The organism is Thermoplasmata archaeon, from assembly GCA_035632695.1.
In the GTDB taxonomy this organism is placed as follows: domain Archaea; phylum Thermoplasmatota; class Thermoplasmata; order RBG-16-68-12; family RBG-16-68-12; genus RBG-16-68-12.
Window position 1 is genome coordinate 1 of record DASQGG010000041.1, and the last position, 12,184, is coordinate 12,184.

General features: G+C 68.1%; 13 protein-coding genes and 1 tRNA gene. 6 read left to right on the forward strand and 8 right to left on the reverse strand.

The genetic code is table 11. From position 1 onward, the window contains the following. Window positions 1–658 (forward strand): hypothetical protein (locus VEY12_03380; protein ID HYM39176.1); only part of this gene is annotated, 658 nt, incomplete at its 5' end. Between the two features lie 16 nt (window positions 659–674). Here VEY12_03380 and VEY12_03385 read toward each other — a convergent pair. Both VEY12_03385 and VEY12_03390 read right to left on the reverse strand, forming a co-directional pair. Further along, window positions 675–1,970 carry an HAD-IIIA family hydrolase gene (locus VEY12_03385; protein HYM39177.1) on the reverse strand — a complete coding sequence of 432 codons (1,296 nt, stop codon included), beginning with the start codon at window positions 1,968–1,970 and terminating at the stop codon, window positions 675–677. Between the two features lie 42 nt (window positions 1,971–2,012). Further along, window positions 2,013–2,672 (reverse strand): O-methyltransferase, encoded by a 660-nt coding sequence (locus tag VEY12_03390; GenBank protein ID HYM39178.1) that lies wholly within the window; start codon window positions 2,670–2,672, stop codon window positions 2,013–2,015. A 68-nt stretch (window positions 2,673–2,740) separates the two neighbouring features. On the opposite strand from VEY12_03390, the gene VEY12_03395 reads away from it, so the two are divergent. Then, on the forward strand, window positions 2,741–2,935 hold the full coding sequence (locus VEY12_03395) for a hypothetical protein (GenBank protein ID HYM39179.1): 195 nt from the start codon (window positions 2,741–2,743) through the stop codon (window positions 2,933–2,935). Here the strand turns inward: VEY12_03395 and VEY12_03400 are convergent. After that, window positions 2,892–3,143, reverse strand: coding sequence for a hypothetical protein (locus VEY12_03400; GenBank protein ID HYM39180.1), 252 nt, complete (start codon window positions 3,141–3,143; stop codon window positions 2,892–2,894). The genes VEY12_03395 and VEY12_03400 overlap by 44 nt on opposite strands. Before the next feature lie 87 nt (window positions 3,144–3,230). Here VEY12_03400 and VEY12_03405 point away from each other — a divergent pair, with 87 nt between their 5' ends. From VEY12_03405 to VEY12_03415, 3 genes are all read left to right on the forward strand, one after another. Then, window positions 3,231–4,529: a tRNA (N(6)-L-threonylcarbamoyladenosine(37)-C(2))-methylthiotransferase gene (locus VEY12_03405; protein ID HYM39181.1), complete on the forward strand. Its 1,299-nt coding sequence runs from the start codon at window positions 3,231–3,233 to the stop codon at window positions 4,527–4,529. After that, a tRNA-Gln gene (locus VEY12_03410) sits at window positions 4,515–4,587 on the forward strand. The genes VEY12_03405 and VEY12_03410 overlap by 15 nt, the downstream gene beginning before the upstream one ends. 4 nt (window positions 4,588–4,591) lie before the next feature. Further along, window positions 4,592–4,849, forward strand: coding sequence for a KEOPS complex subunit Pcc1 (locus tag VEY12_03415; protein ID HYM39182.1), 258 nt, complete (start codon window positions 4,592–4,594; stop codon window positions 4,847–4,849). Here VEY12_03415 and tgtA read toward each other — a convergent pair. Further along, window positions 4,782–6,737, reverse strand: a complete 1,956-nt coding sequence (tgtA, locus tag VEY12_03420; GenBank protein HYM39183.1) for a tRNA guanosine(15) transglycosylase TgtA — start codon at window positions 6,735–6,737, stop codon at window positions 4,782–4,784. The two genes, VEY12_03415 and tgtA, sit on opposite strands and share 68 nt — an antisense overlap. A 91-nt stretch (window positions 6,738–6,828) precedes the next feature. On the opposite strand from tgtA, the gene VEY12_03425 reads away from it, so the two are divergent. Next, entirely contained in the window at window positions 6,829–7,668 is an 840-nt protein-coding gene (locus VEY12_03425; protein HYM39184.1) for a ribonuclease H-like domain-containing protein, read from the forward strand. Here VEY12_03425 and VEY12_03430 read toward each other — a convergent pair. The 4 genes from VEY12_03430 to VEY12_03445 form a co-directional block, all read right to left on the reverse strand. After that, window positions 7,643–7,996 carry a helix-turn-helix domain-containing protein gene (locus VEY12_03430; GenBank protein HYM39185.1) on the reverse strand — a complete coding sequence of 118 codons (354 nt, stop codon included), beginning with the start codon at window positions 7,994–7,996 and terminating at the stop codon, window positions 7,643–7,645. The genes VEY12_03425 and VEY12_03430 overlap by 26 nt on opposite strands. A 5-nt stretch (window positions 7,997–8,001) precedes the next feature. After that, window positions 8,002–8,412 (reverse strand): response regulator, encoded by a 411-nt coding sequence (locus VEY12_03435; GenBank protein HYM39186.1) that lies wholly within the window; start codon window positions 8,410–8,412, stop codon window positions 8,002–8,004. A gap of 71 nt (window positions 8,413–8,483) precedes the next feature. Further along, window positions 8,484–9,554: a response regulator gene (locus tag VEY12_03440; GenBank protein ID HYM39187.1), complete on the reverse strand. Its 1,071-nt coding sequence runs from the start codon at window positions 9,552–9,554 to the stop codon at window positions 8,484–8,486. Continuing rightward, the coding region (locus VEY12_03445) for a PAS domain S-box protein (protein HYM39188.1) at window positions 9,551–12,184 on the reverse strand (2,634 nt) is incomplete at its 5' end. The genes VEY12_03440 and VEY12_03445, both read right to left, overlap by 4 nt.

Genomic DNA, 12,184 nt, shown 5'->3' on the forward strand with positions numbered 1-12,184 from the left:
CCGGACCCGGACGGGAGTCGTGCTTCTTGCGATTGGTGTCCTGGTGGCCTTGGTCCCGGTCATCGGAATCGTCGGCAGCCTATTGTCTCTGGCGGGAGCGATCCTCGTCATCCTGGGCCGCAAGGCATTCGGAGCCCGGCACGCGCGAAACGTGGTCCTCGCGATCGTCCTCTTCCTGGTCGGGTTCGTAGGGGGTTTCCTCCTGACTCTGGGTGTGTTCGCCTCCATCGGAACGGCCATCCTGGCGTCGCCGTCGCAGATACAGGCCGCGGTCACGAACGCGTTCAGCAACCTTCTCGTAGGCGCCATTGTCATCGGCCTGATCTCCGGCCTAGCCAGCGTACTCTTCCTGTGGGAACTGCTGAGCACGTCGGGCAGAATCCTCGTCCTCGCGTCTTATGCCGTTTCGGTGGGCATGGACGTCGCCATCTATCTCTTCGTCATGGGACGGCTCGGTCCGGCGCTGGCGGCTGCGTCCGGGTCGCCGCCGGATCTGACGCCCCTCCTCGCCCTGGATCTGCAGCTCGTCAACCTCCGGCTTCTGGACGTGTTCCCGACCGTCCTTCTCGCGGCCGCTGCGTACGTCGCGTGGTCTCGAATCAAGTCAGGGGAGATACCGAAGAAGGGAACGGGGGCCTCTCGGGCATCTGCCGAATAGGCGGCGGCCGAGCCGGTCACCGGCGAGGAGAGCGGACGGACCGCCGGGTGGCAATGATGCTCTCCGCCGCCTCCTTGAGCCCGCCGGCCACGATGTCCGGGTGCCACGGGCGAATCTCCTCGCGGAAGCGGGCCCGCCATTCCTTAGGGCCGACCCACGCCGTCCAGCACCCGAAAGCTCGCCCAAGCTCTACGTCGAGGACCTTGTCGCCCACCATCCAGGCCTCCCGCGGGTTCACGCCGAGGTCCCGCGCCGCGGCGAGAAGCATGCCCGGGCGCGGCTTGCGGCACGCGCAATCCGAGAGCACATGGTGGGGGCAGTAGTAGACCTCTGCGACCGTCACGCCGGCGTCCCTAAGCTCCTTGAGCATCCGTCCGTGGATTCGCGCGAGCTGTTTCTCAGGGACGAGCTTCCAGCCCATCATGTCCTGGTTCGTTACCACGACGATGCGCCATCCCGCCTCCTGGAGCCGCCGCATCCCGTCGATGGCCCCAGGAAGGAACTCGAACGCGTCGGGCGTACGGACGTAGCCCTTGCGGCCGCGGTTGATCACCCCGTCGCGGTCCAGGAAGACCGTGGGCCGCACCTCGTGCGAGGTGCCATCCCAGAGGCCGTGGCGCTTGACATGGAGGGCGCGCTTCGCCTCGGGGGACTGGAGGAAGAAGTCCACGAGCCCCCACTTCGCGAACGGGTTCCGGGTCAGCGTGAGCGCCTTGTCGACCGTGAACCAGTCCGCCCGCTCGATCTCGTCGGCTTTCACATGGAAGCGCTCCGAGGTCGCATGGCCCCGGTAGACAAAGCCCAGCGTGAACGAGGGCTTCCCGGGGAAACCGGAGGTATACACATTGAGGAGGCCGTCCAGGACGATCGGAACGCCCGTCTCCTCCTCCGCCTCTCGGAGCACGCCCGCCTCGGGTCCCTCGCCGTAGTCCATGAAGCCCCCGGGGAGGTTCCAATGTCCCTTGGAGAATCCGCGGACCGCCTTGACCAGGAGCACGCGGGCACCCTTGGACAGGACCACCTCGGACACGCACCGGATCATCGTCGCGTAGATCGCGCGCTTCACGAGCCCGTCCACGTCGTCCCGGTCGAACAGCTCGTCCCGCGGATACCACTCCTCGGGATGGTGGTCCAGGACGGGCTTCACCTTGTGGACGACCGCGTCCGGAAAGTCCATCCGCGGCCCGCGGAGGATGGGGAATCCCAGAATCTCTCCCTTCCGCGGGAAGCGGAGCTTGCCCCGTTCGGATACGAGGTACACCTGTCCGTCCGTTTCGACGAAGAGATGCTCGCGGGGTCGCTTGCGGGCCACGGAGGCGGGGAGTGGGTCGGAGAAATATGAATCCTCGCCGCGTCACGCGCGGAGCTTCAAGGCGACGGAGACCCCGTCCCGTTCCGGAAGGATCGTCGCGAGCATCCGCGGATCCTTCGCGAGGCGCTCGTTGTAGAGGCGGATCGCCGCGGTATCCTTGGAGCGGTCCTTGGGATCGGCAACGGAACCGTGCCAGAGCACGTTGTCCGTGACCAGGAGGCCGCCGACCCGGAGGCGCGCGATGCACGGTTCCAGGACGTCCGGGTAGCCGTCCTTGTTGATGTCCACGAAGATCAGGTCGAAGGGGCCCTCCAGATCCTCCAGGATCTCCTGCGCAGGTCCCACGAGGATCGTCACGCGGTCCCTCACGCCCGTGCGGACCAGGTTCGCCTCCGCGGTCTTCGCGGTCTCCGGGTCCGCCTCGACGGTGATCAGCTCGCCTCCGGGCGGGAGGGCGCGCGCGAACCACGTGCCCGAGTAGCCGATGGCCGTACCGAGCTCAAGGATGCGACGCGCGCCGACCGCTTTCGCAAGGAGGTGAAGGAAGCTCCCCTCGGCCGCGCCGACGATCGGCCAGTCGTCTCGGAGGCCTTCATCCTCAACCGAGCGCAACGCGTCGTCCCCCCGGTTCGCGAGGGAATCGATGTAGCCCGCGAGGTGCGGCTCGATGGCAGCCCAGTTCGGGTCTCGTCGGCGAGGCATGCGCGGCGAGAGAAGCCCGTCGGAAATGAACCTTCGCGGTTGACAAAGGTTGAAGGGCCCGTCCGGCCATGGATTCCCCGGGATGGGGCATGTGCAAGCTCACGAAGACGGACAGCCCGGTGCTGTCGTTGTTCCTTGAGACGCAGTATGTGAACGAGATTGCAGCCCGGGGCTACGCCCTCCGGCCCAACCTCGCCGTGCCGTCGCACGAACCGCGCGTCACTCGTCCGGCGGGAGCGGCGGCCCCTGCGGCGCGCGCGTGACCCCGTCCAGCTCGTCCGCGCGGTCTTCCCACGAATTCGCTCGGTCCTCGAGGCGCGAGGCCCGCTCCTTGAGCGTGTGCGCTTTGAGCTTGGCCTTGGCCGCCTTGTGCCGAAGCTTCGCGGCCCGGGCCCGATCCCGCAGTTCCCCGGCCGCGGGGCGCGGCGGCGGGGGCGGGGGCATCTCCTCCGGTTGACCCTGGTAGGTCATGATGCGACGGGAACATCCGACGCGCGGATAAGGGTTGTGTACGGAGGCAGAAGGGGAAAAATAGTCCCGCGTCCTTGGGCGGGGTCCGTGAAGGTCTACGTGGAGGCCTACGGCTGCACCCAGAACTACGGCGAGGCGCGGCTCATGCAAGAGGCCTTGGCCTCGAACGGACACGTCCTGACCGCCTCGGAGGACCAGGCGGACGCGCACGTCCTCGTGACCTGCACGGTCGTGGAGGCCACGGAACGGAAGATGGTGCGCCGGATGAAGGAGCTCGCGGCGCGGGACAAGCCGCTCGTCGTCGCGGGATGCATGGCTGCGGCCCAGCGGGACCGGGTGCGGGCGATCGTGCCTCGCGCCCAACTCCTGCCGCCGCGGAAGTGGCCGCAAATCGTCGAGCTGCTCGGTGCGGGCACCGCGTGCGGCGACCGTGCCGCGGAAACGGAGGCGCTGGGGTTCGGGTGGCAGGACGCCATCGTGCCGATCGCCCAAGGCTGCGCGGGCCGCTGCACGTACTGCATCACACGGGTGGCCCGCGGCGCGGTGAAATCGTATCCCGTGGAGACCGTGGTGGAGCAGGTCCGCCGCCACGTGGAGCGCGGCTCCAAGGAGATCAAACTTACGGGCCAGGATACGGGAGCCTATGGCCGCGACACAGGTTCGAACCTGGCCGAACTCGTGTACGCGATCGATACGATCCCGGGAGAGTTTCGCGTGCGCATCGGCATGGCGGATCCCCTGACCATCCTGCCCGTCCTCGAACCCCTCCTTGATGCGTACGGCTCGGAGAAGGTGTTCAAGTTCCTCCACCTCCCGGTCCAGAGCGGGGACGATCGCGTTCTGGAGCGCATGCGGCGCGAGTACACGGTCGCGGATTTCGAGACGATCGTCGATGGGTTCCGTGAGGCGTTCCCCCGGCTCACCCTCTCCACGGACGTCATCCTCGGGTTCCCCGGGGAGACCGAGGAGGAGTTCGAGTCAACGATGGACTTGGTTCGGCGCGTGCGCCCGGACATCGTGAACGTGACCCGGTTCTCGGCCCGTCCCGGCACGCCGGCGGCCGCCATGCCCGAGCAGGTGGTCGGGTGGCGAGTGAAGCAGCGGTCGCGAAAGATCACCTCGCTCCGGTTCGCGATCGCGCGGGAGATCCACCAGGCGTTCGTCGGGGACGAGGTGAACGCGCTGGTCACGGAGATGGGCAAAGAGGACACGCGGCTCGCGCGGACCGCGGAATACCGCCAGGTCGTGCTCCACGAGCCCGCGCCTATCGGGGAGTTCGTCCGCGTGCGGATCGATGCGGCGAGGGCCACGGACCTCTTTGGACACGTCGTGACGGATGGGCTTTATACGCCCGAGGAAATGCACGCCCGCAGCCCCGTGGTGTAGCGGTCAAGCATTCGGGTCTTTGGAACCCGCGACGGCAGTTCGAATCTGCCCGGGGCTATCCGATGAAGGCCCGAGCCTCCCTCACGCTGACCTATGCCGACGCTGCGCAAGCCCAGGCCGTTGCGAAGTCCGTGTCCCTGGACGACGAAGGCTACATCCGGACGCACAGGAAGGGAGCGACGATCACCGCGACCGCCACGGCGGACGGACCGCTTTCCCTTTTGCACACCTTGGACGACTACCTGGCCTGCATCACGGTCGCCGAGCGGACGGTGGAGGCGGCACGCCCTCGCGGACGAACGCGGCGACGCCGCGCTTGAACGAGCGCATCTCGCGCGGCGTCATGGCGGCCTGCCCGACCGCGCACAGCTCGTCGTCGGGCGAGACGAGGAGGACCTCGTCGCCCGGCCTCAGACCCGGATCGGCGTCCTTGACGAACTTCGCGAACGCGTTCTTGCCCTCCCGGAGGAACGGCACCGCATCGGACTCCACCACGACGCGGAGCCTTGGGGACGAGAACGCGGCATGGAGGCGCCGGGCTCCGGCCGCCTTGAGCGTGAAGAAGCCGTCCTCCGCCCGCAAGGAGAGGATGTGCTCGCCCTCCAGGAACACGTTGCGGACCTTCCCCGTATTCTTCGACACGACGAGCGAGATGCGGCCGCGGAGCAGCGAGTCCGAGGCGCCGCGGCCGAACTGGAGATCCGCGGTCGCCCGGACGCGGAGGAGATTCCAATCCAGCGACCGCGCCCCGGGCGCGCGGGCGCGGAGGTCGTCCAGGGTCGCATCCCCCTCCCATAGGACGCCGAACGCGTATCCGGCCCCGGCCGCCCACTGCCGGAAGAACACCTCAGCGGCCTCGAGTGCCTCGGCTTCCAAAGCGTAGGGGATCAGGGACTGGGAGAGCGGCCACACGTGGTCCAGCTCCAGGGGAACGGGCCCCCAGACGGACTTGACCACGGGGTGGACGTCCGCGGCTGCGAGCGATCGTTCGACGACGTCGTGGTAGCGGGCCGAGTACGGGCGGCTCCCTTCGGGAAGAGCGAGCAGACCCTTCGCGGGAGGTGGCGCGTACCGCTCCGCGAGCCGGCGGCGGTAGCGGTGAAGGACCGGCCGATGGGCCGTCTCGGGGCCCACGTAGTACATCGCGCCCGGACGGGAAACGGGCTCGGATTCCTCGAGGAACTCGTTGTGCAGCCGCAGCTCGCGCATCGCGTCAAGCAAGGCGGGGTGCGCCCGGGAGCGGCGCTCCACGAGCTCCCAGAGGTCTCCCGCGGCGATGGCCCGCCGCACTTCCCGGATCGCCGCGAAGGACACGTGGAGGTTGTGCTCGGCCAGGAGGCGCTCGTCCCTCGCGATCTGGGCCATCGGCTGGGCGGTGCACACCGGACAGCTGCACGGGCTATCCGTGACCTCGGATGCGCGGCGGGTGCCGTCCGGAAAGAGCATGCGGCCGTCCCGGGCGTACTTCGCGTAGGCCGCGGAGTCGAACAGGTCGCAGCCCAGGAGGGCCGCGAGCGGGAACACGAGAGGGTGCCCTGCCCCGAAGAGATGGACGGGCTTCGAAGGGTCCAGTCCCTTCTTCGAGGCCACGATGACGCGGGCCAAGTCGCGGAAGCGGTAGCTCTCCAGGAGGGGCACAACGCCGCCGATCGCGACCACCGCGAGGTCCAGGGCAGACACCTCACGGGCGCATCGCTCCCGGAGGTCCTCGTGAAGGCCACCCTGGACCGCGCCAACCAAACCGAGTGCTCCCTTGAGCCCCGTGGCCTCCTTCGTGCGGCGCAGGGTCTCGTCGACGTCGGCCGCCGCCCGGTCGGCGCCGTGCTCCGGCTCCGAGAACACGTCGAGCACGGTGCCCAGATCCGCGCCAATCGCCCGCTGGAACTCGACGACCTCGGGGTTCGTGATCTCCAGGTCCCCGTACACGTGGGACTGAAACGCCCCGGAGTCCGTCATCACCGCGCGGGGGAACCCGAGGAGGCCGTGGACCCCCTTCGCGAGGGCGGTCTCCCGCAGGGAGCCCTTCCCGAGGATGTACGCGTTCGTGATCAGGATCTCCGCGCCGAACCGGGAGGCGAGCTCCGCGGGCGGGACGATGGGCCGGTTCGGATTCACGACGGGGAGGAGCGCGGGCGTCGACACGCGACCGTGGGGCGTCTCGAGCACGCCGAGCCGCCCGAGGCCGTCCCGCCCCTTCAGCTCGAACACGTGCGGCCATGGGGGCGCGCGGTAAAGGGTTTTGCGCGGTTCGCGCACCTCGCCGCAAGGGATATCCCCGGGCGTTCGACTCGCCGGCACGATGCTCCGCCAGACGTTCCTCCACGTGCCCGGGGTGGGCTACCGAACCGAGGAGCGACTGTGGCACTCCGGCATCACCTCCTGGGACGACGTGGCCACGGACCGGATGATGCAGGTCTCGCCCCATCTTCGCGGCACGCTGGCCGAGGAGATCGCGCGGTCCGAGGCGGCCCTCCGCGCGGGACGCTATCGCTACTTCGCCCTGAGGCTCCCCGCACGGGAGCACTGGCGGGCTTGGCCCGAGTTCCGCGACGCCGTGGCATTCCTGGACATCGAGACCACGGGGCTCGACATCGGCCGGGACGCCCTGACCGTGGTTGGGGTGTACGACGGTCGGCGGAAGCGCTCGTTCGTCCGGGGGACGAATCTGGAGGAGTTGCCGAGCGCGGTGGACCGGGCGCGCCTGCTCGTCACGTTCAACGGCTCCCGCTTCGACGTGCCGTTCCTGCGGCGAGCCTTCCCACGGATGCGGCTCGACCAGATCCACCTGGACCTCGTCCACCCCCTGCACCGCCTCGGGTACTGGGGAGGGCTGAAGCGGATCGAGCGGCGGCTGGGGATCGAGCGGAGCGACGAGACCGCCGGCATGGGCGGGTTCGACGCCGTCCGCCTCTGGGCGGAGTACGAGGCCGGGGACGACGACGCGTTGGACCGGCTCATCGCCTACAACCTCGAGGACGTGGTAAACCTGGAGCCCCTGGCCGAGTTCGCCTACGCCTCCCTGCGGGAGCGGGCCCTCGACCGCGGATTCGTCACCGCGGACGTCCTGGATCGAGAACGCGCCCAACGGGGTGCGCGACGGAGAGATTCCCTGGCTACCCGCTCCGGGCGACCTCAATGAGATTCAACGTCTGTTCCGACGCCCGGGGAATCGGCCCGTCGTCGATCACGATGCTCGCCTTGAGGCGACCGTCCTCGAGGCTCACGCGGACCGACTTGAGCCGTGATCGGAAGAGCTGGAGGCCCTTGCCGTTGCGGGAGGGCAGGGCACGCTCGCAGTACACGAGGCCCATACGCTCGAGTTGGCGGATGCGACGGTAGCAGGCCGCGATCGGGATTCTGAACCGGCGGCTCAGGTCCAGCGCCGAGGCCGCGGCGTCGCAGGTGCCCAGCAGGATGCGGGCGCTGTACGGGTCCATCACGGTCTGGCTGAGTTCCAGCGGTTCCATTCGGTTCACTGCCCCCGCAGCGCCAGGACCTTCTCCACGAACGCCACGATCTCGTCCGCCTCGAACGGCTTGTTCAGGAATCCGGCGGCCCCGTGGCGGACGCTCTCGATCTCCGTGGCGCTGTCCCCGAACGCGGTCATCAGGATCGCCCTCAGACCCGGCTGACGCTTCCGGGCCGCATCAATGAGCTCGACCCCCGTGGGGCCGGGCATCTTGAAATCCGTCAGAAGGAGATCCACGTCGTCGCTCGCGAGGAGATCCAGGGCCTCCGGGGTGTTCGCCGCGGTGCGCACGGCGTAGCCCAAGGACTCGAACAGCTCGGCAAGGTTCTCCCGCATCCCCTCGTCGTCATCGACGATCAGGAGCCGGCTCTTCGGGACCTTCCCGGTGAAGGGCAGAGCAACCACGTCCTGCACGCAGACTTCGATGCGGCCGGGGGGTTTTATAGGCCTTGGTTGAGAGTGGTTGACAGGCCCAGGAACCCGGGTCAGCGGGAGTCGAAAAGGATCGCCGGCCGTCGCCGTTCGTCCCCCAGGGCGCGCACGACCCGCCAGGCCTGGCGGCCTTCCTCGGTCAGGAGGTAGGAGCCCCCGTCGGCCTTGGTCAGGAGGCTGTCCGCCTGGAGCTTCTGCAGGTGGAAGGACAGCTTGGAGGACGAGTCCACGAAGTTCATCTTCAGGATGGCCGAATAGGCCACGGGGCCCGAGGAAAAGACAAAGGAAACGATGGCCCTTCGGATGGGGTTCGCGAGGGACTCCAGCATCCCCTGCAGTCCCGGCTCCGCCCGGCTCACGCCCAGGCCCGATTCGAGGTCCGAGAGGACCTCGGCCGGAAGGTCGCGCACGACCAAGGTCCCGCCCCTGGCCTCGCATCGCCCGCCCACGTGCCGCACCCACGCCTCCAGATCCGCCCGCCCGTGGAGGTCCTCGACGGGCTTCAGACCCGCGGCATACACGACGGGTGTCACGGTCCGGGCCACATGCTCCTCGATCGCGGCATTGAGCTGGTAGAGCTGGGAAGGCGCGAACACGTTCGGCGGCTTCGCCTCCTCGTCGATCCGCAGGATGCGACTCGCGCCCCGGGGCGCCGTGGCCCCCGGGCCCACCACGGCGAGGAGAGCCTTCCGTCGGGCCGCGTCCTCGAGGATCGTGTGCACGGCCTGCGGGCCTTGGGCGGGTTGGTTGAGCATCTCGCGAGCGTGGCGTTCGTCCGCGATGGACTGGAGCACGCGCTGGAGGGACTCGATCTCGAACGGCTTCACGACGAAGTCCACGGCGCCTCCCTTCATCGCCTCGACGGCGACGTCCACGGACCCGTGGCCCGTGATCATCACGACGGCGGTCTCGGGCCGCACGACTTGGAGGCGGTGCAGGACCTCGAGGCCGGTGGCACGCGGCATGACGAGGTCGAGGAGGGCGACCTCGAAAGGCTCCGCCTCGAGGCGTTCGAGCGCCTCGCCGCCGTCCGCCGCCGCGTCAACCTGGTGTCCGTCGGCGCGGAGGAGCTCCGCGAGCTCGGAGCGCAGGGTCGGGTCGTCGTCCGCGACGAGAATCTTCATGGATTCTCCTTCTGGGGCAGGACGACCGTAAATGTGGTCCCTTGACCGGGGACCGAGGAGAAATGGATTTCGCCGCCATGCGCGGAGACGATGTTCCGCGAGAGGGCAAGCCCGAGGCCCGTCCCGCCCTGGTGACGCTTCGTGGTCACGAAGGGTTGGAAGAGATGCCCCTGCACGCTCTCCGGGATCCCGTGGCCCGTGTCCGAGACGACGATGATCCGATACCCGGGACGGGACTCCAAGCGGAGCGTGACGGAACCGCGGTCGGTCGCCTCGAACGCGTTCTTGAGCAGGTTCACGATGACCTCCTGCATCTGTAGCGCGTCCACGTACGCGGGGACGGGGACCTCCCCGACGTCCTGCACGAGGGTCACGTCGGGCGAGCGATAGGGCTCAATTTGGTCGACCGCCGCGACCAGGAGTGTGCGCAGGTCGACCTCCACAGGTTGGATCTCGCGGTGCTTCGTGAAGCTCAGCAAGTCCGCGATGATCATGGCCGCCTGCCGCCGCTGGACGTCGATCTTCTCGAGGCGTTCCCGCACCTCGGAATCCTGCGTCCGCCGCTTGCTCGCCGCGGCCAGGAGCGAGATGTTCGCGAGCGGCGTGTTGATCTCGTGCGCGATGTACGCGGCCATCTGGCCGACGGAGGCGAGCCGTTCGCTGGCGAGAAGCCGCCGCTGCATGTCCCGCTGATCCGTGACGTCGCGGACCATCATCTCGAGGTAGGGCTCTGCGCCGGCTTCGGACACCAGACGGGAGCGGACCGCGAGAAGCCTCCGGATGCCGGTCGGGAGGACCATTGTGACCTCGAAGGAATCCGTCGGGGAGTGCCCCCGGAAGCACTCCCGCACATACTCGCTCGCCCGCTCGAAATCCTCCTTCAAGATGTAGCGCCCAAGGGCCTGACCGAACATCCCATCGCGATCGAGTTGCACGAGCGCCAGGGCCGCTGGATTCGCGTCGAGGATGACCCCCTTCGGGCTGATCAGGAGGATGGCGTCTGCCGCCGCCTCGAACAGGGTGCGGAACCGCGTCTCCGACCGGAGCAGTTCACCGGTCGCCCTCTCTTTCTCCGTCACGTCGAGGAGCGAGCCGATGATCGCGGGCCTGCCGCCGAAGTCCATCTGCCCTCCTTGCACCTCGACGGATATCCGCGAACCGTCTTTGCGGAGACCGTGGAAGGAGTAGTGGACGCTCGGCGTCTCGCCTTGGATCCGACGGCGGATGTTCTCCTCGACCAGTGCGCGGTCCTCCGGTGCGGTGACGTCCAAGGGACCCATGGAGGGGACCAACTCGGCCTGCGTGAAGCCAAAGATCTCCGCCAAGCGCGGATTCGCGTAGGCGAACCGTCCATCCTGGATGATGTAAATCCCCATGAGGGACTGCTCGACGAGGCCCCGGAACTTCGCTTCGGCAGCCTGGAGGGCCTCCTGGTCGTGCTTGCGCTTCGTGATGTCGTTCGCGAGGACAAGGACGGCGGGCCGTCCTGCAAACGTGAGGGTGTGCGAGGTGATTTCCACGTCGATGAGGCTCCCATCCTTGCGGCGGTGCGTCCACACGCCCGAATGCTCGATCACCTGGCGCGGGGCTCGGACAGAGGCCATGAGCGCCGCGACGTCCTCGGGACGCCGGATGTCCCGGGTGGTCATGGCGAGGAACTCCTCCCGCGAGTAGCCGTAGTGCTCGACGGCCATGTCGTTCACGGCGAGGAAGCGGAGGGTCTCGAGGTCGTACACCCACATGGGAATCGGGTTTGACTCGAACAGGAGGCGGTACCGACTCACGCCATCGCGGAGCGCGGCCTCCGAGCGCTTCCGCTCGATGGCCATGGCGATCTGCTCGGAAACGAAGCTGAGGACATCCCGCTCCTCCTCACCGTATCGGACGCCCTCCGTGTAGGTCTGGATGACCAGGACGCCGATCGTCCTGCCGTCCGCAATCAGGGGCACCCCAACCCAATCGATGGACATGGGTCCGATCCGCACGACCTCGCCGCTCGCGACGAGCTTCTCGTACCCCTCCCTGGACGCGTAGAAGGGCTTCCCGGATCGGAGGACGTACTCCGTGAGACCGCGCCCCGCCTTGTACGGCTCGGGCGGCGTCTCCTCCTCGTCGACGAAGTAGGGGAAGCTAAGCATGCCGCGCTCGGGCTCGTAGAGGGCGATGTAGAAGTTCTGAGCCGGCATGAGCCGCCCCACGATCCGGTGGACCTCCCGATAGAGGTCGGGCAGGTCCTTTGAGGTGACCGCGGCTTCCGAGATGCGGTAGATCGCCTCGCGGATGGCCTCCTCCCGGTGGCGCTTCGTGATGTCCATCGTCGAGCCGACCATCCGGACGGGCTTCCCGCGCGCGTTGCGGATCACGTAACCGCGATCCAGGATCGTCGCATAGCTCCCGTCCTTGCGCCGCCAGCGATACTCCGCGCTCCAGAAACGCTCCCCGCGGTCAATCGCCGCGTGCAGGTCCTTCACGACCCGGGCGCGCTCTTCGGGATGGATCCGGGACTCCCACCAGATCCCCACGGGCTCCATGTCTTCGGCCGAATAGCCGAACACGGTCTGGAGGTTCTCGTTCCTCCAGATGCTGTCCGTCTCCAGGTCCCAGTCCCACGCCATGTCGCTCGTGGCACG

What these genes read in the sequence shown, in the direction of transcription:
- VEY12_03400 (HYM39180.1), bottom strand. Translation starts at nt 3,143, where the DNA reads ATGACCTACCAGGGTCAACCGGAGGAGATGCCCCCGCCCCCGCCGCCG.
- VEY12_03415 (HYM39182.1), top strand. Translation starts at nt 4,592, where the DNA reads ATGAAGGCCCGAGCCTCCCTCACGCTGACCTATGCCGACGCTGCGCAA.
- VEY12_03390 (HYM39178.1), bottom strand. Translation starts at nt 2,672, where the DNA reads ATGCCTCGCCGACGAGACCCGAACTGGGCTGCCATCGAGCCGCACCTC.
- VEY12_03425 (HYM39184.1), top strand. Translation starts at nt 6,829, where the DNA reads ATGCTCCGCCAGACGTTCCTCCACGTGCCCGGGGTGGGCTACCGAACC.
- VEY12_03440 (HYM39187.1), bottom strand. Translation starts at nt 9,554, where the DNA reads ATGAAGATTCTCGTCGCGGACGACGACCCGACCCTGCGCTCCGAGCTC.
- VEY12_03430 (HYM39185.1), bottom strand. Translation starts at nt 7,996, where the DNA reads ATGGAACCGCTGGAACTCAGCCAGACCGTGATGGACCCGTACAGCGCC.
- VEY12_03395 (HYM39179.1), top strand. Translation starts at nt 2,741, where the DNA reads ATGGATTCCCCGGGATGGGGCATGTGCAAGCTCACGAAGACGGACAGC.